The 24,898-nt window shown below is 70.9% G+C and carries 27 protein-coding genes and 1 pseudogene; 16 read left to right on the top strand and 12 right to left on the bottom strand.

Annotated features, from left to right (window positions below):
• The first annotated feature begins 485 nt into the window (after window positions 1–485).
• Window positions 486–935, top strand: coding sequence for a hypothetical protein (locus AB0N81_RS21170; RefSeq protein ID WP_365360437.1), 450 nt, complete (start codon window positions 486–488; stop codon window positions 933–935).
• Window positions 936–1,131: 196 nt separating this feature from the next.
• Window positions 1,132–2,328 carry an NAD(P)-binding domain-containing protein gene (locus tag AB0N81_RS21165; RefSeq protein ID WP_365360435.1) on the top strand — a complete coding sequence of 399 codons (1,197 nt, stop codon included), beginning with the start codon at window positions 1,132–1,134 and terminating at the stop codon, window positions 2,326–2,328.
• A 225-nt stretch (window positions 2,329–2,553) separates the two neighbouring features.
• Here AB0N81_RS21165 and AB0N81_RS21160 read toward each other — a convergent pair whose 3' ends face one another.
• The gene (locus AB0N81_RS21160) at window positions 2,554–3,138 is read right to left on the bottom strand and encodes a TetR/AcrR family transcriptional regulator (RefSeq protein WP_365360433.1); all 585 of its coding nucleotides are present in this window, start codon (window positions 3,136–3,138) and stop codon (window positions 2,554–2,556) included.
• Between the two features lie 155 nt (window positions 3,139–3,293).
• On the opposite strand from AB0N81_RS21160, the gene AB0N81_RS21155 reads away from it, so the two are divergent.
• The 7 genes and pseudogenes from AB0N81_RS21155 (at window position 3,294) to AB0N81_RS21125 (ending at window position 9,572) form a co-directional block, all read left to right on the top strand.
• A complete protein-coding gene (locus AB0N81_RS21155; protein WP_365360431.1) occupies window positions 3,294–4,175 on the top strand; it encodes a class I SAM-dependent methyltransferase in 882 nt (293 codons plus the stop codon).
• A 422-nt stretch (window positions 4,176–4,597) separates the two neighbouring features.
• Window positions 4,598–5,014 (top strand): hypothetical protein, encoded by a 417-nt coding sequence (locus AB0N81_RS21150; protein ID WP_365360429.1) that lies wholly within the window; start codon window positions 4,598–4,600, stop codon window positions 5,012–5,014.
• A gap of 107 nt (window positions 5,015–5,121) precedes the next feature.
• Window positions 5,122–5,793, top strand: a complete 672-nt coding sequence (locus AB0N81_RS21145; protein ID WP_365360427.1) for a DUF3105 domain-containing protein — start codon at window positions 5,122–5,124, stop codon at window positions 5,791–5,793.
• 27 nt (window positions 5,794–5,820) lie between these two features.
• On the top strand, window positions 5,821–7,422 hold the full coding sequence (locus AB0N81_RS21140; RefSeq protein ID WP_365360425.1) for an MFS transporter: 1,602 nt from the start codon (window positions 5,821–5,823) through the stop codon (window positions 7,420–7,422).
• 118 nt (window positions 7,423–7,540) lie between these two features.
• On the top strand, window positions 7,541–8,944 hold the full coding sequence (locus tag AB0N81_RS21135; RefSeq protein WP_365360423.1) for a M20/M25/M40 family metallo-hydrolase: 1,404 nt from the start codon (window positions 7,541–7,543) through the stop codon (window positions 8,942–8,944).
• Between the two features lie 231 nt (window positions 8,945–9,175).
• Window positions 9,176–9,247, top strand: a pseudogene (locus AB0N81_RS21130) (hypothetical protein); the annotation flags it as partial.
• Window positions 9,248–9,299: 52 nt separating this feature from the next.
• Complete coding sequence (locus AB0N81_RS21125; RefSeq protein WP_365360647.1) at window positions 9,300–9,572, top strand: hypothetical protein; 273 nt, start codon at window positions 9,300–9,302, stop codon at window positions 9,570–9,572.
• Window positions 9,573–9,828: 256 nt separating this feature from the next.
• Here the strand turns inward: AB0N81_RS21125 and AB0N81_RS21120 are convergent, their stop codons facing one another.
• Window positions 9,829–10,725 carry a LysR family transcriptional regulator gene (locus AB0N81_RS21120; RefSeq protein WP_365360421.1) on the bottom strand — a complete coding sequence of 299 codons (897 nt, stop codon included), beginning with the start codon at window positions 10,723–10,725 and terminating at the stop codon, window positions 9,829–9,831.
• A 113-nt stretch (window positions 10,726–10,838) separates the two neighbouring features.
• Here AB0N81_RS21120 and AB0N81_RS21115 point away from each other — a divergent pair, with 113 nt between their 5' ends.
• From AB0N81_RS21115 to AB0N81_RS21105, 3 genes are read left to right on the top strand one after another with little or no spacing between them, the layout of a single operon-like run.
• Window positions 10,839–11,714 (top strand): polysaccharide deacetylase family protein, encoded by an 876-nt coding sequence (locus AB0N81_RS21115; RefSeq protein ID WP_365360419.1) that lies wholly within the window; start codon window positions 10,839–10,841, stop codon window positions 11,712–11,714.
• Complete coding sequence (locus tag AB0N81_RS21110; RefSeq protein WP_365360417.1) at window positions 11,711–13,195, top strand: DHA2 family efflux MFS transporter permease subunit; 1,485 nt, start codon at window positions 11,711–11,713, stop codon at window positions 13,193–13,195. The genes AB0N81_RS21115 and AB0N81_RS21110 overlap by 4 nt, the downstream gene beginning before the upstream one ends.
• Window positions 13,192–14,247 (top strand): NADP-dependent oxidoreductase, encoded by a 1,056-nt coding sequence (locus AB0N81_RS21105; protein ID WP_365360415.1) that lies wholly within the window; start codon window positions 13,192–13,194, stop codon window positions 14,245–14,247. Before AB0N81_RS21110 ends, AB0N81_RS21105 begins: the two co-directional genes overlap by 4 nt.
• Before the next feature lie 610 nt (window positions 14,248–14,857).
• Here the strand turns inward: AB0N81_RS21105 and AB0N81_RS21100 are convergent.
• From AB0N81_RS21100 to AB0N81_RS21065, 8 genes are all read right to left on the bottom strand, one after another.
• Window positions 14,858–14,986 (bottom strand): hypothetical protein, encoded by a 129-nt coding sequence (locus AB0N81_RS21100; RefSeq protein ID WP_365360644.1) that lies wholly within the window; start codon window positions 14,984–14,986, stop codon window positions 14,858–14,860.
• A 144-nt stretch (window positions 14,987–15,130) separates the two neighbouring features.
• The gene (locus tag AB0N81_RS21095) at window positions 15,131–15,922 is read right to left on the bottom strand and encodes an ABC transporter permease (RefSeq protein WP_365360414.1); all 792 of its coding nucleotides are present in this window, start codon (window positions 15,920–15,922) and stop codon (window positions 15,131–15,133) included.
• Complete coding sequence (locus AB0N81_RS21090) at window positions 15,919–16,944, bottom strand: ATP-binding cassette domain-containing protein (RefSeq protein WP_365360412.1); 1,026 nt, start codon at window positions 16,942–16,944, stop codon at window positions 15,919–15,921. Before AB0N81_RS21090 ends, AB0N81_RS21095 begins: the two co-directional genes overlap by 4 nt.
• Window positions 16,945–17,280: 336 nt before the next feature.
• Window positions 17,281–17,607 carry a DUF1048 domain-containing protein gene (locus tag AB0N81_RS21085; RefSeq protein WP_365360410.1) on the bottom strand — a complete coding sequence of 109 codons (327 nt, stop codon included), beginning with the start codon at window positions 17,605–17,607 and terminating at the stop codon, window positions 17,281–17,283.
• Between the two features lies 1 nt (window position 17,608).
• Window positions 17,609–17,965 (bottom strand): DUF1048 domain-containing protein, encoded by a 357-nt coding sequence (locus tag AB0N81_RS21080; RefSeq protein WP_365360408.1) that lies wholly within the window; start codon window positions 17,963–17,965, stop codon window positions 17,609–17,611.
• On the bottom strand, window positions 17,962–18,288 hold the full coding sequence (locus tag AB0N81_RS21075) for a PadR family transcriptional regulator (RefSeq protein WP_365360406.1): 327 nt from the start codon (window positions 18,286–18,288) through the stop codon (window positions 17,962–17,964). Before AB0N81_RS21075 ends, AB0N81_RS21080 begins: the two co-directional genes overlap by 4 nt.
• A gap of 724 nt (window positions 18,289–19,012) precedes the next feature.
• Window positions 19,013–19,165 carry a hypothetical protein gene (locus AB0N81_RS21070; protein ID WP_365360404.1) on the bottom strand — a complete coding sequence of 51 codons (153 nt, stop codon included), beginning with the start codon at window positions 19,163–19,165 and terminating at the stop codon, window positions 19,013–19,015.
• Between the two features lie 88 nt (window positions 19,166–19,253).
• Window positions 19,254–19,763, bottom strand: coding sequence for a hypothetical protein (locus tag AB0N81_RS21065; RefSeq protein ID WP_365360402.1), 510 nt, complete (start codon window positions 19,761–19,763; stop codon window positions 19,254–19,256).
• A 181-nt stretch (window positions 19,764–19,944) separates the two neighbouring features.
• On the opposite strand from AB0N81_RS21065, the gene AB0N81_RS21060 reads away from it, so the two are divergent.
• Window positions 19,945–20,916: a DUF3500 domain-containing protein gene (locus tag AB0N81_RS21060; protein WP_365360401.1), complete on the top strand. Its 972-nt coding sequence runs from the start codon at window positions 19,945–19,947 to the stop codon at window positions 20,914–20,916.
• Window positions 20,917–20,972: 56 nt separating this feature from the next.
• On the opposite strand, the gene AB0N81_RS21055 is transcribed toward AB0N81_RS21060, so the two are convergent.
• Window positions 20,973–21,572, bottom strand: coding sequence for a TetR family transcriptional regulator (locus AB0N81_RS21055; protein ID WP_365360400.1), 600 nt, complete (start codon window positions 21,570–21,572; stop codon window positions 20,973–20,975).
• Window positions 21,569–22,132, bottom strand: coding sequence for a TetR family transcriptional regulator (locus tag AB0N81_RS21050; protein WP_365360397.1), 564 nt, complete (start codon window positions 22,130–22,132; stop codon window positions 21,569–21,571). The genes AB0N81_RS21055 and AB0N81_RS21050 overlap by 4 nt, the downstream gene beginning before the upstream one ends.
• A 272-nt stretch (window positions 22,133–22,404) precedes the next feature.
• On the opposite strand from AB0N81_RS21050, the gene AB0N81_RS21045 reads away from it, so the two are divergent.
• From AB0N81_RS21045 to AB0N81_RS21035, 3 genes are read left to right on the top strand one after another with little or no spacing between them, the layout of a single operon-like run.
• Window positions 22,405–22,836 (top strand): cupin domain-containing protein, encoded by a 432-nt coding sequence (locus AB0N81_RS21045; protein WP_365360395.1) that lies wholly within the window; start codon window positions 22,405–22,407, stop codon window positions 22,834–22,836.
• Window positions 22,833–23,858 carry a methyltransferase gene (locus AB0N81_RS21040; protein ID WP_365360393.1) on the top strand — a complete coding sequence of 342 codons (1,026 nt, stop codon included), beginning with the start codon at window positions 22,833–22,835 and terminating at the stop codon, window positions 23,856–23,858. Before AB0N81_RS21045 ends, AB0N81_RS21040 begins: the two co-directional genes overlap by 4 nt.
• A 10-nt stretch (window positions 23,859–23,868) precedes the next feature.
• The gene (locus AB0N81_RS21035) at window positions 23,869–24,897 is read left to right on the top strand and encodes a class I SAM-dependent methyltransferase (RefSeq protein ID WP_365360392.1); all 1,029 of its coding nucleotides are present in this window, start codon (window positions 23,869–23,871) and stop codon (window positions 24,895–24,897) included.
• The last annotated feature ends 1 nt before the right edge of the window (window position 24,898 follow it).

The following is a 24,898-nucleotide window of genomic DNA, read 5'->3' as shown; positions in this document are numbered from 1 at the left end:
CCGGGCGCGGCCTCTTCTCGGACCCGGCCAAACTTTGGCCAGAGGTTGAATGTCGGGCCCCAACTCCCTTCTGTGCAGGGCATGTTGCCGACGGCGGCCGGTCCGTGCCGGGTGACAGCGGCGGGCTGACGCCGCATGATGGGTGGGTCATGAAGACTCCGGGACGGGTACCTCGCTCCCGGTCGTACGGCGGCCGCGTGCCGGCCGCGCGGCCGGTAGAGGCGGCACGTCCACAGGCAGCACGTCCACAGGCCGCACGTCCACCAGCCGCACGTCAACAGGCAGCACGTCCGGAAACGGGGGCACGTCCGGGAACGGCGGCACGTCCGGAAACGGGGGCACAACGGGCGGAGGCGACACGTCCGGTCACTGCCGCGGCACGCCGGGCGGAGGCGGCACGTCCCGTCACCGCCGCCGCCGAACGGCCGACGCAGCCGACCCGTCCGTTCACCCGGTCAGCGGCCCGGCGAGCACCGGCGCGGTCCGTGTTCTTCTCCGTGGCGAGCGCCCTCCTCGCGGTCGCCGCGTACCACTTCGTCTTCGGTTCGACCCCTTCCTGGGACGTTCGGACGGTCGCCGCCACCGTCCTGTTCTGCGCCGGTCAGACCGCTGCGGCCGCCGCGTCATGGCGGCCCGAACCGGCGCCGAGCGGCGGGGTGCGCGCGAACGCCGCGCCTCGCGGTGGCTTCCTGCGCGGAATCCGACGCCCATCGGGCCCGACCGACGGCGGCTCGCTGACGCGGGTGCTCCGCCGCCTGTGGGCGTTCCTGACGCGGCTGCTGCGCCCGTTGCGCGCACCGCTCCCCGTCGCGCCGCCGCGGCCGGCTCCGTCCCGCCGCACGGAGCTCCCGGCCCGCGTGCCTTCCCTCTCCCTCCTCCTCGCGGACGCCGTCGTACGGCGGGGCCCGCCGGCCCGCCCGCCGCAAACCGTCTGAACCGCGCATAGGCGCGTCGTCCGCGACGAAGCGCGTCGTCTACGCCGAAGCGAGTCGTCTACGCCGGCCGACACGGACGGGAGCGGCCCCGGCATGCCCGACTCCGCACCTTCCACTGCTGATTCCGGTGCCCCGCCCCGGCCCCTGCCCTGCCCGCAGGGCATGCCGGGGGTGTGCGGCGCCAGGAGGGACATCCATGTCCAAGACCGTCGTCGTCATCGGCGCGGGCCCGTACGGCCTGTCCGCCGCCGCGCACCTGCGGGCACGCGGCCTGGCCGTCCGGACGTTCGGCGCCCCCGTGGCGAACTGGGCCCGGCGCATGCCCGCGGGCATGCTCCTGAGGACGCCGCCCGCCGCCTCCGCTCTCGCCACCCCGCGCGAGGGCTTCACTCTCCACGACTACTGCCGCGACACCGGGGAGCGCAGGCCGGACGAGCACGATCCGGTGCCCGTCGATCTGTTCCTCCGGTACGGCAAGTGGTTCCGGGAGCGGCTGGTGCCCCGCGTCGAGGACGAGCGGGTGGCGACGGTCGACCGGGGCGCGGACGGCTTCCGCGTCAAGCTGTCGTCGGGTGAGGTGCTGCGGGCCAGCGCCGCGGTCGTGGCCACCGGCCTCACCGGGTTCGCGCACGTGCCCGCGCCCCTCGCGGCGGCGGCGTCCGGGGACCCGGCGGCCCTGGGGCGGATCTCCCACAGCTCGCAGCAGACCGACCCCCGCACGTTCGCCGGGCGCAGCGTGACCGTCGTCGGAGCCGGGCAGTCCGCTCTGGAGAGTGCCGTTCTGCTCCACGAGGCGGGCGCCGACGTCAAGGTGCTGGTCCGCGGCAGGAGCGTACGGTTCGACGCGCCACCGTCGTCCCCTCTGCGGTGGCAGCCCGACTCCCCGGCGGGCCGGTCCTGGACGCGGTACGGCCTCACCCGCCACCCGGCCGCGTTCCGGCGGCTGCCCGCGGCCGCCCGGCTCCGGCTGGCCGAGCGGGGGCTGAGGCCGGGCGGGGCGTGGTGGCTCAGGGAGCGGTTCGAGGACTGGGTGCCGGTCCTCGCGGAGCGGCGGATCACGGCGGCCGACGTGGACGGGGGCGGTGTCACCCTCCACACCACGACGCCGGACGGCAGCACGCACACTGTCACGTCCGACCACGTCCTGGCCGCCACCGGCTGCCGCGTCCAGGTCGAGGCGCTGGACTTCCTCTCCTCCGAGCTGCGCGCGGACGTCGTACGGAGCGGCGGATATCCCGTGCTGGACAAGGGGTTCGCCTCCAGCGTGCCGGGCCTGCACTTCACCGGGCCCGCGGCGGCGGCGAGCTTCGGGCCCGCGCTGCGCTTCGTCGGCGGCACCTGGTTCGCGGGCCCTCGCCTGACGAGGTCGGTGGCGGCGTGCGCCGACGAATGAGACGCGCCGGCTGAGCCACCGTGAGGCCCGCTGATGCAGGGGGGTGGCGCGCTTGAGGCTGGCGCTGACCCCTTCAACGCCTTGGTCGACCGCTTCAACCCCTTGGCCGGCCTCCCTGGTGGGTCTGTAAGGAACACTCGGGGAGCGGGGCGGAGTCCTGCGCGACGACGGTGTGCAGATCCGGTCCGGGAACGTCCTGCGTGGTGACCCAGGGGACGTCGCCGCTCACCGCGCCACGAGCAGGGCGACCAGCCGCTCTGCCTGTTCGCGGGGGTCCGGGGTGCCGGCCCAGCCGGTCATCAGGAGGTGGTGGACGGTGCCGACCAGGGCGAGTGCCGTCGTGGCGGTGTCCGTGCCCTCCGCCAGGCGGCCGAGCCGCAGTTCGGCGTCCAGGTAGGCGGCGAGCGCTTCTTGGATGGCGGCGAAGCTGGGTGCACCCTGTGCCAGGGCGTCACGAATCCGCTGGGAGGTGGTGTTGCTGGTCATCGCCAGCCCTACGACCCTGGGGTCGAGGGAGTCCAGGAGCCCGAGGGCGACCCCGTTCAGGTTCGCGGCGACGGTGTCCAGGCCAGCCCGCCCGGGCAGCCCCTGAGCCGCTGCCGCGGCGCGCGCGAACCGGTCGAGCACGAGCTCGGCGACGAACACGTCCACCCCGCCGAAGTGCGTGTGCAGCACCCCCTTGGCGCAGCCCGCCTCCGTGGTGACAGCCCGGCTGGTGAGCGCGGCGGCCCCCTCACGGGCGACAATCCGCTCCGCGGCGTCGAAGAGCCGCTCGCGAAGGTCGGGGATCGCGACGCCACGCGGTGACATGAGTTTCTCCTCGTACGAGATGGACCGTTGCAAGTATGGGCGTACGCCCATACTGTTTGGGCGAGCGCCCATACTGTTTGGGCGAGCGCCCATTCTAACGCTGTCAGCACTGACGGGCGCCCCGTTCGCCATGCAACGCAACCAGGGGACAGACCATGCGGAACACCGCCAACACCGTCAACACCGGCAACCCCGCCAACACCGTCAACACCGAGCAGGCGCAGGCTTGGAACGGTTACGAAGGGGAGCACTGGGCCCGCAACCAGGACCGCTGGGACGCGGTGAACGCGGGCTTCAACTCCCCCCTCCTGGACGCCGCTTGCCTCGCCGTGGACGACCGCGTCCTGGACGTCGGCTGCGGCGCGGGGCAGACCACCAGGCTGGCCGCGCGCCGGGCGAGCGGCGGCCGCGTGCTGGGGCTCGACCTGTCGGCGCCGATGCTGGCGCGGGCCCGTGACACCGCGCGACGGGAGGGCCTCGCGAACATCTCCTTCGAGCACGGCGACGCGCAGGTCCACGAGCTGGACCCCGCCGCGTACGACGTGGCGATCAGCCGCTACGGCGTGCTGTTCTTCGCGGACCCGGTGGCGGGCTTCGGCAACATCGGCCGCGCGCTGCGGCCCGGTGGGCGTGCGGCGTTCATCTGTGGCGCGTACCCCGAGGACAACGAATGGCTCCAGGCCTTCGCCGAGCTGCGCGACCTGCTTCCCGTCGGGGGCTTCGGCGCTCCCGGCGGGCCGGGCATGTTCTCCCTCGCGGACGCCGACCGGACGTGCGGGATCCTGGCCGCCGCCGGGTTCGAACACATCGAGGCGACGCGCGTGGAGGCGTACGGGACGTGGGGGCGGGACGCCGCCGACGCCGCGGACTTCCTCCTCGACTCCGGCCCCGGCCGCCACCTGACCGCCCAGGTCCCCCCGGAGACCCGCAACCGCGCCCACCACCGCCTCACGGAGACCCTGCGCCCCCACGAGGCGTCCAGCACGCTGCGCCTGCGCAGCACGGCCCTCCTGCTCACCGCGACACGCCCTCGGTAAGTCCTGCGGTAACCCCCGCCGCAGGTACGAGGTATGGAAGGGGCGTTCCGCGCGGAGCCGGTGCTGGGCGCCCTGCTGCGCATGCTGGGCCGAGTGGCCGCCGGGCTCGTGGACGCGGCCGAGTGGAGAGTGAATGTCCGCCCCTTCCGCGTGACGGCCGCGCCGGGCGACGCGGGAATCCGACGCGGGAATCCGACGCGGGAATCCGACACCGGAGGGCCGGCACCGGGACGGGGTGACCCTCAAGTCCTCGATCCACCCGCCGGCCGCCGCTCCCCCTCTTCCTCCCTCCCCCCCCCGCCCGACGTGACGTACTGGTCACCACCCTGACGGCCCGATGACCCGGCGCACCGCACTGCGTCAGCCGCTCGCTGACGGGGTGCCCGAAGGTCCCCGGCCGGCCATCGCTACGATGCGCTGCGATGAGACGGACGCAGTGGACCGGAGCCGCCCGGCACGCCTTGTGCCGCGTCGTGTCGGCCGCTGCGCTCGTCCCGCTCCTCGCCGCGTTGTGCATGTGCCTCGGCCCGGTGGCGCCCGACGGCGGCCATCGGGACGCCGGACACGTCACGGCCGTCGCCGGGGCGCCGCCGTCCTTCGACGGCCGAGTTCCGACCACGCCGACCGTGGACGACTCCGACTGCCCGCCCGACGAACGGCATTGCGCGCCCGCCGCACACGACGTACGCGCGGTGCTCGCGCCGGGCGGCCCGTCACTGCCTGCCTGCCACCGGCCGGCTCCCTACCCCCAGGCGCTGTCGGCGCCCGGCCCCGCGGTCGACCAGCCGTCGAACCGCGGCTCTCCCGATCTCCACATGCTCCAGGTGCAGCGGACTTAGGCGGACCCCGGCAGGGCGGCCCGCGCATGCGGCATGCCCTGTCCACGGCATCCACCGACACCCGCCACCACCGCCGCGCCTCCGTGCGGCGGGGACAAGGAACACCCATGGCCAAGGCCAAGGCCCACAAGCCGAACAAGAAGGCGGCCACCGCCGAGCGCAGAGCCCGGCTCGAGGAGATGCGCCGCGCTGAACAGGCTCGCGAACGGCGCAACCGCATCATCACCGTCACCGTGAGCACGGTGATCGTGGCCGCGCTCCTCGGCTTCGGCGCGTACGCCATCGACAGCGCCAACGACAAGGAGGAGCAGAACTCCGCCGCCGCCAAGAAGCCCGTGCGGGGCGAGAAGACGTGGGACGCGAAGAAGCTGGGCCGCGACCACGTCACGAAGACCGTCGACTACCCGATGACGCCACCGGTCGGCGGCAACCACCACCAGGCCTGGATGACCTGTGACGCGTCGGTCTACGACAAGGCGATACCGAACGAGAACGCCGTGCACTCCCTCGAACACGGCGCCGTCTGGGTCACGTACAACGACAAGGCCCCCGAGGCCGACATCAAGAAGCTGAGCGACAAGGTCGTCAAGACCCCGTACAGCCTGATGAGCCCGGTCGCGAAGCAGCGGAGCCCGATCATACTGTCGGCCTGGGGCCGTCAGCTCACCGTCGACAGTGCCGCGGACCCGCGGATCGGGGAGTTCTTCAGCAAGTACGTGCAGGGCCCGCAGACACCCGAACCGGGCGCCGCCTGCTCCGGAGGCGTCGACTCCGCATGACCTGGATGCGGCCGGCGCGCGGACAGAGTGCCGCGCGCCGGTCGTGGTGGAGCAGAGACTTTCCGTACGCAACTGTTTGAGGCGTACGTCGCAGCGGTAGCCGGTTACTGTCAGGCACTCGACACGGAGGCACTGGTGTCAGGCATTCCGCGACGTGCGGCTGGAGGGCGTACGCATACAAGTAGGAGCACGCACACAAGGCCCACCACGACTCTTTCCGGGGCAGCCACTGGTCTGCTCAGAAAGCGGCACACGGCTTTCCTGGCCGTTCTGCTGACAGCCACCAACTTCCTTGTCGTGTTCGACGGGCTGGTCGTCACGGTGGCGCTTCCCGCGATCCAGCACGAGTTCTCTCTGGCCCAGGTCCATGCCCAGTGGGCACTGACCGCCTATTCCCTTCCCTTGGGCGGAATGCTCCTTCTGGGAGGCCGGTGCGGCGACCGGTTCGGGCGTCGCCGCATGCTGACGATCGGTCTGACACTCTTTGCCGCCGGCCTGCTCCTTTCCGGATTCGCTCCTCACGCCTGGATGCTGTTCGCCGGGCGAGCCGTTCAAGGAGCCGGTGCCGCCTTTGCGGTCCCCACCACCTTCGCGGTCATCAGCTCCCGCCCCACCCCCGCCGAGCGCAACCGCCTGTTCGCAGCGGTCGCCGTGGCCGGAGGCCTGGGAGCAGCGGGTGGCGCGGTCATCGGAGGCGTGGTGACCCAGGGACTCGGATGGCGCTACGTCTTCCTGCTGTCCGCGCCGGTCGCGCTGCTCGCCGCCCTGTGCGTGCCTGCTCTGCTGGACGCGGTGAAGCCCCCGCAAGCTCCTCGTGCGCTCGACGTGCCCGGAGCCGCCTTGTCGACTTCCGGGTTCATGCTCCTCGTGCTCGCCATGACCGGTGTCGAGAGCCACGGCGTGTTCGCCCCGCTGACGGGCACGTCCTTTGCTCTGTCGGTCTGCTGCCTGGTCGGCTTCCTCGTCCGGGAACGCCTGGCGAAGGCGCCGCTGCTGCGGTGGGGGACTCTGCGTATTCCGTCACTGCGCACCGCGATGCTCACGATGCCGGCCAACGAATTCGCCTACCAGGGAAGCATTTTCGTCGGCCTGCTCTTTCTGCAGCAAGTGCTCGGGTACAGCGCTCTCACCGCCGGGCTGGCGTTCAGCCCTCTGGGCCTGGTCGTGCTGTTCGGGTCGGTGGCGGCCCATCACTTGTTACGGCGCATGCGATGGACCGTCGTGGCTGCCGTGGCCCAATTCGTCAGCGCGGGCGGCTTGCTGACGCTGTCCTTCGCCTCTCCCGACAGCACATATCTCGCGCATGTTCTTCCCGGCTTCGTCGCCCTGGGACTGGGCACGGTCTGCGGCGCTGTCGCCTTCAATGTGGCAGCGGGCAAGGATGTGCCGCCCGCCGACAAGGGGGCCGGTTATGGAGCGTTCGAGACCGCCAAATACACGGCGGGTACGTTCGCCGTCGCCGGTCTCAGCACCGTGGCCGTCGCCCGGAGCGACGCCACGACCTCGAGCAGCCATGTGACGGCTCTCGCTGCCGGCTACCAGCTGGCGTTCTTGGCAGCGGCGGCAGTAGCCGCACTGGGAGGCATCCTCGTCCTCCTCTTGGGGGACCCCGCCTCCGCACGGGAGTAACCAATGCGAAGACTCCGAACACGCCTCTGACATCACTGTCGATGGCCGGCGCCCGCCGCGGGGGTTCCGTATCCCCCCACCCTTGCGGCGAGTTGGAGTGTCCATGACTATGGGCCGCATGTCTCAGCAGACGGGCACTTCCCGGCGTACCGTCCTGACCGCAGCCGCGGCCGCCACCACGGCCGGAGCCGTCGGCCTGCAGACGGGCCCCGCCGTCGCGCGTGACGGCGCGGGGCCCACGTCCCAGGAACCGCCGCGCGAACTGCGCGCGATCCTGAGGGAGATCGACCACCGGCGCATCGAGGCGACGGTGCGACGGCTCGCCGCGTTCGGGACCCGGCACACGCTGTCCTCGCAGGACGACCCCGTACGCGGTATCGGCGCCGCCCGCGACTGGATTCTCGCCGAGTTGCGGCGCCATGCACGGCCCTCGGGCGGGCGGATGACCGTCGAGCTGCAGTCGTACGTCCAGGAACCGGGCCCGCGTATCCCCACTCCGACGCGCATCACCAACGTCGTGGCCACACTGCGCGGTTCGGCATCCCCTGACCGCCTGTACGTCGTCTCCGGGCACTACGACTCGCGCGCCAGTGACGTCATGGACTTCACGAGCGACGCGCCCGGAGCCGACGACGATGCCTCCGGGGTCGCCCTCGTCATGGAGCTCGCGCGCGTCATGGCGACCCGGCGCGTCGCCGCGACGCTGGTGTTCGCGGCCGTCGCGGGCGAGGAACAGGGGCTGTTCGGCGCGGCGCACATGGCGGAGCGGTTCAAGCAGCGCAAGGCCGACGTCCAGGGGATGTTCACCAATGACATCGTCGGCAGCTCCACCGCCGACGACGGCACCCGCGACCCGCGCACGATCCGCCTCTTCGCGGAGGGCGTCCCCTCGTCCGAAACACCGGAGGAGGCCGCCGTCAGACGTTCGGTGGGCGGCGAGAACGACTCGCCGGCCCGCCAGCTCGCCCGCTTCGTGAAGGACGTGGCCGCGAACGACGCGACCGGGATGCGGGTGCGCGTCGTGTACCGCCGCGACCGCTACCTGCGCGGCGGAGACCACATCCCCTTCCTCGAACGCGCCTACCCCGCCGCCCGGTTCACCGAGCCCGCCGAGGACTTCGCCCACCAGCACCAGGACGTCCGCGTGGTGGACGGCAAGCAGTACGGGGACCTGCCGGAGTTCTGCGACTTCCCGTTCGTCGCGCGCGTCGCCCGCGTCAACGCCGCCGCCCTGTGGAGCCTCGCCCAGGCTCCCGGCACCCCGCGCGGCGCGAAGATCCTCACCGCCGCGCTGACCAACGAGACCGAGCTGGTGTGGGAGCGCGGCACCGATGCCGGTCTCACCGGCTACGAAGTCGTGTGGCGCGAGACGACCGACACCGACTGGACCCATGTGATCGACGTCGGCGACGCCACCCGTCACACCGTCGACCTGTCCAAGGACAACGTCTTCTTCGGCGTACGCGCGGTCGGACGCTCGGGGCTGCGCAGCCCCGTGGCGTTCCCCGCACCGCAGCGCTGAGGCGCCGCAAGGGGGGCGAGGGCAGCCAGGGCCGAGCGGGACGCGGTGTCCTGTTACTGACCTTTCCGGAGGGTTGTCGGGGGGTGACACTGCGGGTGCTTCGCGCTACGCCGATGTCATGCGGTATGCGCAAGGGGGCGGGCTCAGGCCCCATGAGCAAGTGGCCAGGGAACGTGCGGGGGGTGCTGGCGGCCGAGGGCTTCGAGCGGGGCGAGAAGAACACGTGGGGCGGTGTCCCACGGTTGGCCGAACGAGCGGTGGACCCTGTCCCGGGTGAGCGTGCTGATCTCTGCGACTCTCGACGTGGACCTGTCTGTTCGCGGAGTGTGGGAGTTGCTGCGACGCCACGGCGGTCGTGCCAGCAGCCCGCCCGGCGGGCGGTGGAGCGCAACGAGGCGGCTGTTGCGGGCTGGGCGAAGGAGACCTGGCCGTCGGCAAAGCCACCGCGGCGACGCTCAAGGCCTGGCTCGTCTTCGAGGACGAGGCAGCCGTCTCGATAACGTCGCACCGCGGACGCACCTGGGCACCGAAGGGGAAGACTCCCGTGGTCCGCTTCAACGGAGCCTCCCGCGGCCGGGTGACCCTGGCCGCGCAGGAGCACCTCGATCTCGTGCCGCTGCGCCTATGAAGACGCCGTCGTCACCGCGGCGGGGGTTGTTGCGGATCTGTTGGACGCGGTCGTGGAGGCGGAAGGGGGCGCCTTCGCTGTATGTCTCCGGCTTGTCGTCGGTCGGCGGGCTGAGGCGTTCTTGCAGCCGGAGGCTGAGGTCGATCGTTCCGGTGGCGTTCTTCTTCGCCGGGCACAGCACTTGGCCGGCCCCGGGGGTGACCGGCGTGCCGGATGACACCTCCCCGTGCCGGCCGACAAGATCCGAAAGGAGGCCCTACGGCCGCCCCGCGCGTATGCGGCACAGCGTGTCCGTGAACGCCTGCACCCGGGACGTGAAGCCGTCGCGGCGCCAGATCAGGCCGTAGTCGATGGACGGAGCGTCGCAGAACGGGACGTAGGTGAGGCCGGGGCGGCCGTGGTAGCGGGCGGCGAGCAGCGCCGCGACGGAGATGCCGCGGCCGGAGGCGACGAGCGGGGGGACTTCCAGCCAGTACACGAAGGTGGGGCCCCGGGGGATCGGCTTGCCCTGCGGCGTCTTGCTGGGCCAGATGTACTCGCGCCAGTACGGCGGGCTGTCGCCCGTGACGCCGATCAGCGGGGCGCGGGCCAGGTCCTCCACGGAGACCGACTCCCGCCGGGCGAACGGGTGGTCTGCGGGCACCATCATCGCCCGGGTCTCCGAGAAGATCACCGAGCCGGCCACCAGGTCGGGCTCCTCCACCGGGAACTCGGTGAGCTGCAGATCCACCACGCCGGCGCGCAGCGGGCCGAAGGTGTCGTAAAGCGGGATCTCCTGGATCTCGACCAGGCAGCCGAGGTGGGTGCGGCGAAAGGCCTCGGCGGTCCGCAGCACCATGTCGCCCGCCCACGCCGAGGAGAAGCCCACGCGCAGCGTGCCGGTGATGCCCTTGCCGGTCGCCAGTGCCTGCGCGACCGCCTCCTGGATCTCCTGGTGGGCCGGGGCCAGGCCGTCGTACAGGCGCTGCCCCGCCGGGGTCAGGGTTACCTTGCGGCTCGTACGGGCGAAGAGCGCGACGCCCAGGCGGCGTTCGAGCCGGCCGACGATCTGGCTCACCCGGCCCTGGGCGAGCCCGAGCCGCTCGGTGGCGCGGCGGAAGTGCAGCTCCTCGGCTACGGCCAGAAAGGCCTCGATCTCATGCCGCTCCAGCATCGCTGATCACCACCCCGTGCCCCGCCCCGTGAAACCAACTGGTGAGCTTCGCGCACCGATCGTAGGTCAGGTCGCTCTCGTTCCGGCAGGCGTCAGCAGACAGCATTCAAGCCATGGCTATGGACAACGAGCTCTACGACTACAGTCCGATCACCGAGCGGGAGCGCTTCAGCTGGCCCGGCGGTGCCCGGGTGGCGTTCTACGTCGGGCTGAACATCGAACACTTCCAGCTCGGCACCCCCTCGACCAGTCTGAACGAGGCAACCGCCGCGCTCGTCCCTGACCCGCTGAACCACGGCTGGCGCGAATACGGCGTCCGGGTGGGTATCTGGCGCGTCATGCAGGCCCTCGACCGGCACGGCGTACGCGCCAGCGCGCTGCTCAACTCCGCTGTCTGCGAGCACTATCCGCAGATCGTCGAGGCCGGCCTGGCCCGTGACTGGGCGTGGCTCGCGCACGGCCGCGACAACTCCACCCTGCAGGCCGGGATGACGGAGGAGGACGAGCGCGGCTATCTCATCGGCGTCGTCGAGACGATCGAGAAGGCCACCGGGCAGCGGCCGCGCGGCTGGCTCGGCCCGGCGCTCACCGAGACCTTCCGGACGCCGGCGCTGCTTGCCGAGCTCGGCCTCGGTTACGTGCTCGACTGGACCAATGACGATCAGCCGTACCCGCTGAACATCCCTGGCATGCTGAGCGTGCCGTACTCGGTCGAGCTCAACGACCTCGGACTCTTCACCATGCACGGCATGACCGGGCCCGATTTCGTGCAGCTGGTCAAGGACCAGGTCGACCAGCTGTACGACGATTCGGCCGCCGGCGGCCGGGTGATGGCGCTGGCGCTGCATCCGTTCGTCATCGGTCAGGCGTTCCGGACCAAGTACCTCGACCAGGCGCTGGAATACGTCGTGAACCACCCGGGCGTGTGGACGGCCACCAGCGACGAGATCGCCGAGCACTACGTCCGTACCTTCACGGGCAGACCATGACCGGGCGGGCGGTCACCGCGAAGGCCGTGGCCGAGCGGCCGCGAGCCACATCGCCCTGGCTGACGATCACCGTGCTCTGCATCGGGCAAGTGATGATCGTCATCGACCAGAACATCGTCAATGTCGCCCTCCCGGCCGTGCAGCGCGGCCTCGGCTTCTCCGCGGAGAACCTGGTCTGGGTGGTCAACGCCTACGTCGTCCCGTTCGGCGGGCTGCTGATGCTCGCCGGCCGACTCGGTGACCTGATCGGGCGCAGGCGGGTCTTCCTCGTCGGCGTCGCACTCTTCAGCGCGGCCTCGCTGCTGTGCGGATTCGCGACCAGCGAGGCCACGCTGATCGGCTTCCGGTTCCTGCAAGGCGTCGGCGGCGCGATCGCCTCGGCCTGCATTCTCGGCATGGTGGCGACCCAGTTCACCGACGCGCGCCGGCAAGCCCAGGCCATCGGCGCCTACAGCTTCGCCTCGGCGGGCGGCGGCACGGTCGGGCCACTGCTCGGCGGCGTCCTGACCGACCTGCTCAGCTGGCACTGGATCTTCTTCATCAACGCACCGATCGGCGCGGCGGTCATCGCCCTCGGCCTTCGTGCGATCCGTAAGGACGAGTCACAGGGCCTGGACAAGGGCACCGACTTCCTCGGTGCCGCCCTGGCCACGGCCGGCATGATGCTGCTCGTCTACACCATCGTCGACGCCGAGCAGGCCGGCTGGGCCTCCGCCCGGACCCTGCTGCTCGGCGTGCTCGCCTTCGCGCTGCTCGCCGGATTCGTCGTACGGCAGGCCCGCGCCGAGCAGCCGCTGCTGCCGCTGCGGCTGTTCCGCTCGCGGCGGCTGACCGCGGCGAACGCCGTGCAGTTCATGGTGATCGCAGGCATGTTCGGGCTGCTGTTCTTCGGGACGCTGTATCTGCAGCAGGTGCTTGGCTACAGCGCGCTCGCGGCGGGGCTCGGCTTCATGCCGGTAGCCGCTGTCATCGCGGTGATCTCGCTCGGCCTCTCGGCCCGCCTGATCATGAAGTTCGGGCAGCGGCCGCTGCTGTACCTGGGGCTCGTCCTGATCACGGCGGCCTTCGTGCTGCTGTCGTTCAGCCGAGCGGACGGCACGTACGCGGTGGACTTCCTGCCCGCGTCCCTGCTGATGGGCATGGGTTTCGGCCTGGCCGCGCCCGCCATGATGGGGCTCGGCATGGCCGCTGTCGCTCCCGAGGAGTCCGGCATCGCCTCCGGCCTGTTCAACACCACGCAGCAGATCGGCGGCGCCATCGGCCTCGCCGTGATGAGCGCGGTCGTCACCGCCCGTACGAGCGGCCTCGAAGCGGGCAGCGCGGACAGCTTCGGATCCGGCGGCGAGGCCGCCAGGTCCGCGCTGCTCGAGGGCTATCACGCGGCCTTCCTGACCGCCGCCGGTTTCGTGTCGGCGGCCCTTGCCCTCGCCTTCGTGCTGCTGCGGGGAACTCCCGGAACTACCTCAAGGAGCCACTCATGAGCACCCCTACGCGCACCCCCGCCTCCATCCCCCGCACCAGCCGCGAGATCCGCCTGGCCTCGCGCCCCACCGGCGCCCCCGGCGCCGAGAACTTCGACCTGGTCCACGCCGACATACCGGCGGACCTGGCCGACGGCGAGATCCTGGTCCGCAACGACTGGATGTCGGTCGACCCGTACATGCGCGGCCGGATGACCGACGTCCCCTCCTACATCCCGCCGTTCCAGCTCGGCGTCGCACTCGAGGGCAGCGCGGTGGGCGAGGTCGTCGCCTCCCGGGCGCCGGCGGTCCCGGCCGGTGCCACGGTGTCGCACTTCGCCGGGTGGCGGGAGTACGCAGCGCTGGACGCCGCCGCGGTCTCCGTGGTCGACACGGCGCTCGCCCCTGCCGAGGCGTACCTGGGCGCGCTGGGAACCACCGGTCTGACGGCGTACGCCGCCGTCACCGAGGTCGCGCCGGTGCAGGAGGGCGACGTGGTGTTCGTCTCCGCCGCGGCCGGCGCCGTCGGCAGCGTGGCCGGGCAGCTGGCCCGCCGCCTCGGCGCCGCGCGGGTGATCGGTTCGGCGGGCGGCCCGGCCAAGACGGCCAAGCTGCTCGACGACTTCGGCTTCGATGCGGCCCTGGACTACAAGGCCGCCCCCATCGCCGAGCAGCTGGCGAAGGCGGCTCCCGAAGGCATCGACATCTACCTCGACCACGTCGGCGGCGACCACCTGGAGGCGGCCATCGACGCCGCCCGCCCCGGCGCCCGCTTCGCCTTGATCGGCGCGATCAGCGCGTACAACGCCACCGCCCCGGTGCCGGGCCCGACCAACCTTTTCCAGGCGTACACCAAGGAGCTCAGCCTGCGCGGCCTGCTGGTGAACTCGTACTTCCGCCTCTTCCCCGACTGGATCAAGCAGGGCGCCGCCTGGCTGGCCGATGGCACCCTGCACACCGAGCAGACCGTGGTGCACGGCCTCGACCACGCCCCGGCCGCGTTCCTGGGCGTCCTCAGCGGCGCGAGCATGGGCAAGATGCTCGTCCGCCTGGACAGCGGCGGCGCCAAGTGAGCGGCCAAGTGTGGGGGTGAGGGAGGGTGAGGGGAGAGCATGATCGGGTCGGCAGCTCGATCAGGTCCTCGCGCATCTGCCGCGTCAGCTCGGCCCGCACCTGGTCTTCGCGGCGTTCGTCGTGCCAGATCACGTCCACCGGTTGCGAGGTGAGCTTGACCTGGTCGGTCGTGGTGCGCTCGTGCCAGCCGGTCAGGTCTCGCAGTTCGCTGCGGTGTCGCTTCGCGGTGCGGGAGAGAAGACGTAGAACCCCAGCTCGGCCGCGGCGACGCCGACCTGCTTGGCGACGTGCTCGCCGGCGTCGGGCGGCAGCCCATGACGCGCCTGGTGGCACCGGTCTTGTTCCGTAACCAGCCCGCCTCGTCGCTGGACAGGGTGAAGTGGTCGACCACCCCGTCCAGACCCAGATCCCGCCCCACGTCACAGCCCCTTCCGCACGCCCCGTGGTCACCTGTCGGGCTGGACGGCAGAGGGGCTGGTGTACAGCGGGCGCGGGTATCGGCGAAGTGACCCGGCACGGCGATCAGACCTGGTAAGTACGGCCCAACTACCAGGCGCCCGGGCGGGGCCAACGCGCTCCCGCCCGGACGCCTGGAGCCTGCGGGCCCCGTCAGGGCCTGGGCAGCGGCAGGCCGGGCAACTGCGGGTGGCGCAGGTGCTGACCGCCGTCGTAGACGTGCAGGGTGAAGGTCTCCGGGCCCGGGGCGACGCGAAGCTGGCACAGGCCGATGTGCATCATTGCGGTGTGCCGAGATCGGGCCAGAGCCAGCCCGCCAAGGGCCATGGCGATCGGCCCCGCCACCGGCCGGGCATACGGGGGCCCGGAGCTGCACGCGGATGGGGCGAGATGGAGTGCGGGAGGTGGCCGATGCGGTCGTCTCGATTACTTCGGGTCTCGGTTGAACTGCGTCGTCGACCAGCGGTAGCCGATCGCGATCAGGCCGACACACCAGACGACCGTGATCCAGCCGTTGTTGCCGATTTCGGTGCCGAGGAGGAGGCCGCGGAGGGTTTCGATGGCGGGGGTGAAGGGCTGGTACTCGGCGATCGGCTGGAACCAGCCCGGCATCGTACCGGCCGGGATGAAGGCGCTGGAGATGAGCGGCAGGAGGATCAGCGGCATAGCCATATTGCCGGCCGCCTCGGGGTTCGGACTGGCCGCGCCCATGCCGACCGCGATCCAGGTGAGTGCCAGGGCGAACAGCGTGATCAGCCCGAACGCCGCGATCCACTCCAGTGCCGTGGCGTCCGTGGACCGGAAGCCCATCGCCACCCCGACGGCGCCGACGAGGACCACGCTCATCACGCACTGCAGCACGCCGCCGACGACATGCCCAACCAGCAGAGAGCCCCGGTAGATCGCCATCGTGCGAAAGCGGGCGGTGAGGCCCTGGGTCATGTCCACGCAGACGGACACCGCGGCCCCGATCACCGTGCTGCCGACGGTCATCAGCAGCAGGCCGGGGACGATATAGGCGATGTAGTCGGAGCGGTCCGCGCCGCCGCCACCGATGCCGGCGCTCATCACATCGCCGAAGATGTAGACGAAGAGCAGCAGCATCATGATCGGCGTGAGCAGCAGGTTCAGGGTCCCGGACGGGTAGCGCCATGCGTGCAGGAGGTTGCGGCGCAGCATCGTGTTCGAATCGCGTACAGCAAGAGAGAGGGAGCTCATCGGACGGTGTCCTTGGACTGGTTGGGGAGATTGGCCGGGCCGGTCAGGGCGAAGAACACGTCGTCGAGGTCGGGGGTATGGACGGTCAGTTCGTCCGCCTCGATTCCGGCGGAGTCGAGCCAGTCGAGGATGGAGCGCAGTTCGCGCTGACTGCCGTCGCTGGGGATGGACAGCGACAGTGCCTCATCGATGGGGGTGCCCCCTGCTCGAGCGAAGCCGAGAGCTTGGGGGAGGGTGGCCTCGCGCAGGGCGTCAGCGGCGGACTGGTACGCGGCCGAGTCGGTGAAGCGGAGCCGGATGTGCCCGCCCGGGATGAGCCGCTTGAGCTCCTCGGCGGTGCCTTCGGCGGCGATCCTGCCGTCGTTCAACACAGCGATGCGGTCGGCGAGTTCGTCGGCCTCATCCAGGTACTGGGTGGTGAGGAAGACGGTGACGCCGTCGGAGACGAGGCCGCGGATGATCTGCCACATGTTGTGGCGGGATCGTGGGTCGAGCCCTGTCGTCGGCTCGTCGAGGAAGATGATCCGCGGGTTGCCGACCAGCGTCATCGCGAGGTCGAGGCGGCGCTTCATACCGCCGGAGTAGGTCGAGGCGGGCTTCTTCGCGGCCTCCATCAGGTCGAAGCGCTCCAGGAGTTCGGAGGCGACCCGCCGCCCCTCGCTCTTGGACAGGTGGTGCAGGTCCGCCATGAGGAGCATGTTCTCCTCGCCGGTGATCAGGCCGTCAACGGCGGAGAACTGCCCGGTGACACCGATCGCGGCACGGACCGCCTGTGGGTCGGCGGCCAGGTTGTGCCCGCCGACGTGCAGGTCACCGGCGTCGGCGGTGATGAGCGTGGACAGGATCTTGACGGCGGTGGTCTTGCCGGCGCCGTTCGGGCCGAGCAGCGCGAACACAGACCCGGCCGGGATACGCAGATCAATACCGTCGAGGACGAGCTTCCCGTCGTACGACTTGCGTAGCCCGACGGCGGAGACGGCGGTCGGCGACGGATGACCGTCACCCTGCCTGGATGTGGGCATGACAGATAAAGGCATGGCGACTTCCTTTCGGAGGCTGAAGACACACGGGGAGTGGAAGCTGTTTCGGAACCCGGATTGAATGCCGTCCGTGATTACGCGTAAGCCGCGTCGTCCTTGGGGGAATGGTGTAGAGCGGCCCGCCGTCGGAGACCTATCGGAGACCTACTCACGGGGGCGCCAGCAGGGTTGAGCCAGGTCTCGCCGGCCTGCTCGACCACCTCGGCGGACAGGTTTTGCGGCGGCTTCTGGTGGCTGTCGGCCCGCGCCTGTTCGCGCTGCGCCGAGGTGAACGAACCGCGCGGGCGGGTTGCGCCCACTCGCAAGAGGTGACGGATGCTACTTCTCGGCCGTGCCGGGTTCCCCGCTGATGGACTCCTGATAGGCGTCCGCATAGGTGGGAGAGTCCTTGACCAGGTCGTCGCAGAACGCGGCGACGTCCGTGCCGATGAGCTCCAGGACCCCCTTGCCCGCGGCGACGCCCTCCTCGAAGAAATCAACGATCCCGGGGAGCAGGGGCCCGTCAGGCAGGTCGACCGGTCCGACCTTGAACAGGTACTTCTGCATCTCCTTGTAGACGATCTGGTAATCCGGCGGGAGCGCCTTGACCCGAGCCACGTGCGCCCGCCACTGCTTCTTGCCCTCGATGATGTCCTGGATGCCCACGTCAGCCTCCCAGCCGGCTCAGTTTCCTTGCGACGTTCCTGTTCAACTGCTCGCGCCACCGGTCGCGGTAGGTTCGAGCCCCTTCCCCACCGGCCAGCGCCGCGCAAAAGCCTGGGATGTCGTCGCCGAGCACCTCGTGGACGCTCTGCCCGTCCGCCGCCGTTACTTCGAGCAGCCCCAGGGCGCCGTCGAGGATCGGCATCAGGTTGCGGCCGGTGAAGTCCCCATAGGGGAAGAGGTGGGCGATGATCTGTCCCCACGCCGCCCGGTAGTCGTCCGGCAGGGCCTCGGCCCGCGCTTCGAACGCCTTCCAATCCCTGGTGAGATCGCTGCCCGTGATGGTCTCCCAGAAGTTCATCTCCCGCCCTCCTTGAGCCTGTCGATGCGTGATGAGACGTACTGCCACTTCGCCCAGAACTTCGCGAGTTCCTCGCGTCCGGCGTCGTTGAGCGAGTAGAACTTGCGCGGCGGACCGACCCCGGACGGTCGCTTCGTCACCTGGACGAGTTTGTTCCTCTCCAGTCGCAGCAAGATGGTGTACACCGTCCCCTCGACGACGTCGGCGAAGCCGAGCTCGTTCAGCTGACGAGTGATGGCGTACCCGTAGGTTTCCTCGCTGCCGATGATTTCGAGCACGCACCCTTCGAGCGTGCCCTTCAGCATCTCCGTCAGGTCGTCCATCGCGAGTCCTCCTCGACCTAGCGGTACTGCGTAGTACCGAGTACCACTACACAGTATCACCGAGTAGCGGAGGGCGACAGCGCCTCCGGTTGGCGCGCGGACGGACCCGGGACCGATCTCGGGGCGTTCTCCGCGATGGACCTCACCGCCCGCCACCCCCGCACCGGACAGCTGCTGTCCACCGTGAAGTTCATGGCGCAGACCCTCGCCACCGCCGGCGAACACCAGCGCGACCTCCACCGGGAGCTGACCTACGACGGACTACGGGCCGCCGAGACCAAGGGCAACGAGGGGCCACGGGCGCCGCCCGGCCGTCTCGGCCGGCAAGACCGACAACGTGCGCACCGCGTACCTGGACGGCCAGTCCATCGCGAGCCTCGCCCGCGAGCACGACGTCAGCCGCGGTGCCATCCGCACCGTCGTCGCCGACCTCCTGCCCGAGCACACGCCCGTCGACCCGGGCGCCCCGACCCCGGAGCTGCCGGTCGTCCTCGACATGCCGGGCAAGGTCGCGTCAGCACCCTCGGGACTACCACCGGACCATGATCAACGGCTTGGCGTTAGCCGCGAACTCCCCAGTACCAAGGCTGCCTTTCGCGCAGCGCACCTTCGATCCGAAGCTACTGGCGGGTTACTTGTCACCTGGTTCGCCGCTCGTCAACGGCACCCCGACCTGCTCGCGGCAGCGGCCGAGCGGGGCCACGCGGACCTGGTCGACATCTCCTCAGCCGCCGCCAAGGCCGTCCTGCCCGGCTTCGCGGGGTACGCCGCCTCCAAGGCCGCCTTCAGTCACCTCTCCCGCCATCAGCGCCACCGTCCAGGAGGTCGTGGCCTCCATCGAGAGCATCCCGTCCGGGGGCGCCGTCGCCGAGCTCATCGCCTTCGCCGTCGGGCGCCCGCGACACGTCAGTCTTTCCCAGATCTCGGTGCTGCCCACACGGGAAGCCTGAGAGACGCAATCCGTGTCACGCCGAGAGGCTGCCCGCACCCCCGCCCTCCGTGGCACGCCCTCGCCGGGCTGGCCTGGCGCGGTACTCGTCCACGAAACCCACCGCGATGAGCGCGAGCACCGCCGCGAGGGCGAAGGCGGCCGCCACGGCGTTCAGCAAGGTGTAGGGCCCGCTTCCCGCGACGACGCTCCCGTCGTCCAGCAGACAGTCGAAGCCCAGCGGAACGTAGGACGGTTCATGCCCGGCGAGCCGGTCGAGGGCGCCGGGCGCAAGCGAACGGCAGGGAACGGCAGGCGACGACCCCGCGCCCGACTCGGCTTCGCTCGCCTCCCACTGGACCGCGCCGAGCCCGATCGTGTAGGTGATGACGGCCGCGGCCGCCGCCATGCCCGCGCTCCAGCACAGCAGATCCCGCGCCCAGTCCGGGCGGCGCCCGGGCAGGGCCACCGACACCAGTTTGACCGCGACCGCGATGGCCCAGAGGGGCGCGGCAAACAGGGCGCCGTACATGAGCAGGACGAACACGCCTTCCGCCTCTCGGACGTTCCTCGACCGAGGCGACGGATCGCCGCCCTGTGCCGGACATCATGCCCGGCCCACCGGAATCAAGGGGATCAGGGCCCCTCGCCGCCGAATGACGCACCATGGGTCGCAGGGGCGACACCGCCCCGTGTACGCGCATGTCGAGCGAGGCGGAGGAAACACGGTGGACGGGGATTCCTGGGTGGCGACGGCCGCGGACATGCGGGAGGCGGTGCACGCGTTCCTGGCCGTCCTGGAACCGGAGCAGGTACGTGAGTTGCGTGCGGGCCCCGGCCGGCTGGACGCGCCCGAACTGCGCGAGTGGACGTACCTGCCGGGTTCACGTCCGGGGCTGTCCACCGAGGGACTCGACGTCGGCCAACGCGCCGCGGTGGACGGGCTGCTCGCCGCGGCGCACAGCACGACGGGAGCGGAGCTGGCCCGTGGCGCGATCGAGGTGGAGCGGCACCGCCGCGCCATGGCCGGTGCCGCAGGAGCCCCCGACCGCTACTGGCTGCGGCTCCTCGGCGACCCGGACGGCGACGCACCCTGGGCGTGGCGGATGAACGGCCACCACCTCGCAGTACACGTACTCGTCACGGCCGCGGGCGTCCGGGTGACCCCGCACTTCATCGGTTCGGAGCCGGCGCGCGTCACACAGGGCCCGCAGGCTGGCCGTCGGCTGCTGGGGCCAGAGGAGGACCTGGCCAGGGAACTGGTCACGGACCTCGACCCCGATCGGCGGGCGGTCGCAGTCTTCGACAGCGTGGCGCCGGACGACATCCTGACCCGCGACGACCCGTTCGCCGACCCCGACCGGCTGCCGACCGGACTCACGCACGGCGACATGACGCCAGGTCAACGCCGTCTCCTGCAACGCCTGGTGCGCCGCTACCTCGACCGCGCGCCGACAGCGTACGCACGGCAGTGCTGGGACGACACCGTGGCACAGGGGCTGGACGCCCTCACCTTCGCATGGGCCGGCGGCCGGGCACCGGGGGACCTGCACTACTACTGCGTCCAAGCCCCCGACTTCCTCATCGAGTACGACAACACCCAGGACAACGGCGACCACGCCCACTCGGTCTGGCGCCACCTGCGCCACGACTGGGGGATCGACCTGCTCCGCGCGCACTACGCGGAGCAGCACGGGTAGCACCCGCCTTGTCGGCACCCTGCTCCGATGCGCGCGGGACGGCTCCGAGGAAGGCCCTACCCGTCCCCGGCGAGATAGCTCCCCAGTACGGGCGCGAACAGCTCGACCAGGGTCTCCGTGGAGGCCGACGCGAGCGGCTCGACCCGCACGATGTAGCGCACCATGACCAGGCCGATCAGCTGGGAGCCGACCATCGTGGCGCGCACCGACGCATCGGTGCCGGGGAGGGACCGTGCGAGCGTGCCGAGCACCTCCGTGGTGATGAACTGCCGCAGCTGGAGCGCGGCGTCCTCGTGGGAGACCGCGGACCGGATCACCGCCAGCATGGGATCGCGCCGCTCCGCCGTCTCCCACTGTTGTAAGAAGCTGCGCAGGACGCGCTCGCCGAGGCCTTCCGGTGCGCCCGCGAGCACCTCGGGCCCGATCTCGGCCGGATGCAGTGCCCGGCTCATCGCGGCCGAGAAGACGCCCTCCTTCGTGCCGAAGAAATGGTGGATCAACGAAGCGTCCACACCGGCCTCGCGGGCGATCGACCGGATCGTGGTGCCTTCGTAACCGCGTTCGGCGAACTTGACCTGGGCCGCCCGCAGGATCTGTCCACGGGCGCTGCCCGCGCCAGGCCGTCTGCCCAGGCGCCCCGACGGAGCGCCGCTCATGGCAGCGGCTCCCTCAGCAGCACGAGCAGGTAGTCGGCGAGCGCCCCGGAGACCTGCGGCGCCGGCGGATCGAGCATCTCGGCTCCCGTGCAGGACAACAGGGCGAGGCCGAGCAGTTGGCTGACCGTCATGGCGATCCGCGACTCCCGGTGTCGCAGCTGCGCCGACCCCAACAGGTCGTCGACGAGCCCGGTGAGGAACGAGCGGAGCAGTGCCGCGGAGCGCTCGTGGGTGAGCGCCGCGGCGACCACCGCACGGCCGACCGGAGGGTCCGCGGTCCAACTGCGCAGGAGGGCGTGGGCGATACGGGGGCCGGCCGGCGACCCCGGCTCCCCCATGTCGCGCGGGCCGGGCGCGGCCGTGGCGCAGGGAAGCCGGATGGCCTCGGCGCAGAGCCGGTCCTTTCCGTGGAAGTAGTGGCTCACCAGGCGGGTGTCCACCTGGGCCCGGCGGGCGACGCCGCGCAGTGTCATTCCGTCGTAGCCGTGCCGGGCGAGCTCCTGGCGGGCCGCGTCCACGATGCGCTCCTTCGTGGGGCCTCTGGGCGTGCGGTCGGGCACTTCGACCTCCACTGCATTGAATTCAACTGCTGTTTATTTCTCGAAGAGTAGAGGAATGCGGAGCGGCTGCGCAGGGCGGATTTCGGCAATGGTCCCGGCCGTCACAGTCGTATCGGGCGCCTGTCCCTGTATGTGGGCGGTCGTCCCGGGTGTGCCCGGTCATTTGTCCCGCGTCGGCCGTGATCCGCGCCCATCGAAACTGCGAGCGGTACTGCCCTAGATTCATGTGCGGCACCGACCCGATGGGCAATCACCTGACGGAAAGGCAGCAAATGAAGCGCGTGCACAGGACCGCGGTAAAGGCGGAGATCGTACGGGAGCCGGGAGCGAAGGAAACCACCCACCGCAAACTCATCGACACACCTGACGGTGCGGACCGGTTCGTCCTCACGGAATTCGAGGTGGCGCCGAACGGCTCCACGCCGCCGCACTTCCACGAGTGGGAGCACGAGATCTACGTCATCGAGGGCTCGATGGGGCTCGTCATGCCCGACCAGGGCAAGACCGAGCAGGTGGGCCCGGGCGACGCCATCTTCATTCCCCGGAACGAGCCCCACGGTTTCGTCACGGGCCCCGACCAGACATGCCGGTTCTTGGTGGTGGCGCCCACGGAACGGCCGCCGGTGCGCAACGTCTTCCTCTCCGAGGACCCGTACGAGTACACGCAGCTCCCCGCGTACACGAAGCTTCTGGAGGGCAAGTGAGCACGTCCGACGCCCCCGCCGAGCAGGACTCCTCCCGGGTCCACACGATCCTGACCGCCTACCTCCAGTCCAAGGCGGTGTTCACCGCACTCGAACTGGGCGTCTTCGAAGCCCTTGAGAAGAGCCCGCGGACCGTGGAGGAGCTGGCGGCGGAGCTCGAACTCCAGCACCGTCCCACCCGCGCCCTGTTGGTCGCGCTCACCGGGCTCGACCTGGTGTCGCGCGAGGACGCTCGCTACCGCAACACCCCGGAGGCCGCCCGCTTCCTGGTCGCGGGCCGGCCCGAGTACATGGGCGGCTTCGCCGAGCACCAGAACAAGCACTTCGGCCACTTCGACCGTCTCGGGGAGGCGGTGCGCGAGAACGCCTCGCTCAACCAGCGTGTCCTCAAGGAGGGTTACCGCGACCAGGGTGCGGCGGCCGGCGAAGGCCGCGAGGGAACCGGCCGGCTGATCCAGGCCATGCGGGTGAGTTCCCGGCTCCAGGCCGACAAGCTCGCCTCCGCGGTGCCCCTCGACGGGGTACGGAACATCATCGACCTGGGCTGCGGCTCGGGCGACTACTCCATCGCGCTGGCCAAGCACCACCCGCAGCTGCGGGTCACCTCCCTCGACTATCCCGCGGTGTGCGAGCTGACCGAGGCCAATGTGGCCGAGGCGGGCGTCGCGGACCAGGTGGAGGTCCGGCCGACGGACATCATGAGCGACCCGTGGCCCGCAAGTGACGCCGTCCTGCTCTCGCACGTGCTCGACGGGTACGGGCCGGAGCGCGCCGGGCATCTGATCAGGCGGATCCACGAGCACCTGCCGGCAGGCGGGCGGCTGCTGGTGCACGCCCACATGCCGTCGCTGGCCACCGGTCTCTTCCCGTACATGTTCGGCCTGATCCTCCTGGTCAACACCGAGGAGGGCGAGGTCCGCGACAGCGAGGACATCCTCGGCTGGGTGCGGGACGCGGGCTTCCGGGATGTCCGGACCAGCAATGTCTCGCTCCTCTCCGGGCTGGTCGTCGCCACCAAGTAGGGAGCTCCCGGTGCCGAAGAACATCCCCTCGTACGACCTGCCCACGGTCCTCAAAGGCCCCGACCCCGCTCCGCTGCTCGCCCTCAACTTCGGGTTCGCACGCGCCAGGGTGCTCTCCACCGCCCTGGAACTCGGCGTCTTCGGCGAACTGGCTCGCGCCCCCCGCACCTCCGCGGCGCTCGCCGGGGCGCTGCGCTGCGACGGTGAGGCGGTGCGCAGGCTGCTGGACGCGCTCACGGAACTGGGTCTGGTCGCCGGTGACGACACGACCGGCCGGGAGGTCACCGAGCTCTCCCGGGCCTGTCTGGTCGAGGGCGGCCCGGGATTCCTCGGGGACCACTTCGCCGAGGTACTGGCGCAGTGGGACCGCTGGGGCGGCCTCACCGACCTGGTACGGAGCGGTCGGCGCGGCGGCGACCTGGGCGAACCAGGGGCCCGTGGCAGCCACCGCGGGATGTTCGGCGGCGCCTTCGCGCCGGCGGCACGCGCCGCCACGGCCGTGGTCGAGGCACTGCGGCCGGCCCCGGTCGGCCGGGTCCTCGACCTCACCGCGGGCGGCGGGGAATGGGGCATCGCCCTGGCCGTGTCGGACCCGTCGGCGCGGGTGACGGCCCACGACGATCCGGCGCTTCTGGTGGGAGCCCGGGCACGGGTGGAGGAGCTGGGCCTCCTTGACCGCTTCGACTTCGTGCCGGCCGACTTCGACCGGCCGCCGTTTCCCGACGCCTCGTTCGACACCGTGGTGATGGCTCACGCGGGGCGCTTCGCGGGGCCCGCGACCACCGAACGGCTCATCCAGGAGTGCGCCCGGGTGCTGCGACCCGGCGGAACCCTGCTCCTTGCCGACGTCATGCGGTCGGCGCCCGGGGAGCCGACGCTCTCCCGGTCGATGCTCGATCTCAGCCTGCTGGTGAACACCACGGAAGGCGGTCTACCGGAACCGGATGAATATCTCACGCGGATGGAGAAATCAGGCGTGACGGCGAAAGAGTCCGTGACACGGGGTCTTGTGACGGCACTGACAGGTGAAAGGCGGTAGT

Source organism: Streptomyces sp. NPDC093510, assembly GCF_040683555.1.
GTDB lineage: Bacteria > Actinomycetota > Actinomycetes > Streptomycetales > Streptomycetaceae > Streptomyces.
This window is presented reverse-complemented; position numbering and strand designations above follow the sequence as displayed.

What these genes read in the sequence shown, in the direction of transcription:
- AB0N81_RS21165 (WP_365360435.1), top strand. Translation starts at nt 1,132, where the DNA reads ATGTCCAAGACCGTCGTCGTCATCGGCGCGGGCCCGTACGGCCTGTCC.
- AB0N81_RS21160 (WP_365360433.1), bottom strand. Translation starts at nt 3,138, where the DNA reads ATGTCACCGCGTGGCGTCGCGATCCCCGACCTTCGCGAGCGGCTCTTC.
- AB0N81_RS21155 (WP_365360431.1), top strand. Translation starts at nt 3,294, where the DNA reads ATGCGGAACACCGCCAACACCGTCAACACCGGCAACCCCGCCAACACC.
- AB0N81_RS21150 (WP_365360429.1), top strand. Translation starts at nt 4,598, where the DNA reads ATGAGACGGACGCAGTGGACCGGAGCCGCCCGGCACGCCTTGTGCCGC.
- AB0N81_RS21145 (WP_365360427.1), top strand. Translation starts at nt 5,122, where the DNA reads ATGGCCAAGGCCAAGGCCCACAAGCCGAACAAGAAGGCGGCCACCGCC.
- AB0N81_RS21135 (WP_365360423.1), top strand. Translation starts at nt 7,541, where the DNA reads ATGTCTCAGCAGACGGGCACTTCCCGGCGTACCGTCCTGACCGCAGCC.
- AB0N81_RS21120 (WP_365360421.1), bottom strand. Translation starts at nt 10,725, where the DNA reads ATGCTGGAGCGGCATGAGATCGAGGCCTTTCTGGCCGTAGCCGAGGAG.
- AB0N81_RS21115 (WP_365360419.1), top strand. Translation starts at nt 10,839, where the DNA reads ATGGCTATGGACAACGAGCTCTACGACTACAGTCCGATCACCGAGCGG.
- AB0N81_RS21110 (WP_365360417.1), top strand. Translation starts at nt 11,711, where the DNA reads ATGACCGGGCGGGCGGTCACCGCGAAGGCCGTGGCCGAGCGGCCGCGA.
- AB0N81_RS21105 (WP_365360415.1), top strand. Translation starts at nt 13,192, where the DNA reads ATGAGCACCCCTACGCGCACCCCCGCCTCCATCCCCCGCACCAGCCGC.
- AB0N81_RS21100 (WP_365360644.1), bottom strand. Translation starts at nt 14,986, where the DNA reads ATGATGCACATCGGCCTGTGCCAGCTTCGCGTCGCCCCGGGCCCGGAG.
- AB0N81_RS21095 (WP_365360414.1), bottom strand. Translation starts at nt 15,922, where the DNA reads ATGAGCTCCCTCTCTCTTGCTGTACGCGATTCGAACACGATGCTGCGC.
- AB0N81_RS21090 (WP_365360412.1), bottom strand. Translation starts at nt 16,944, where the DNA reads ATGCCCACATCCAGGCAGGGTGACGGTCATCCGTCGCCGACCGCCGTC.
- AB0N81_RS21080 (WP_365360408.1), bottom strand. Translation starts at nt 17,965, where the DNA reads ATGAACTTCTGGGAGACCATCACGGGCAGCGATCTCACCAGGGATTGG.
- AB0N81_RS21075 (WP_365360406.1), bottom strand. Translation starts at nt 18,288, where the DNA reads ATGGACGACCTGACGGAGATGCTGAAGGGCACGCTCGAAGGGTGCGTG.
- AB0N81_RS21070 (WP_365360404.1), bottom strand. Translation starts at nt 19,165, where the DNA reads ATGAGCTCGGCGACGGCGCCCCCGGACGGGATGCTCTCGATGGAGGCC.
- AB0N81_RS21055 (WP_365360400.1), bottom strand. Translation starts at nt 21,572, where the DNA reads ATGAGCGGCGCTCCGTCGGGGCGCCTGGGCAGACGGCCTGGCGCGGGC.
- AB0N81_RS21045 (WP_365360395.1), top strand. Translation starts at nt 22,405, where the DNA reads ATGAAGCGCGTGCACAGGACCGCGGTAAAGGCGGAGATCGTACGGGAG.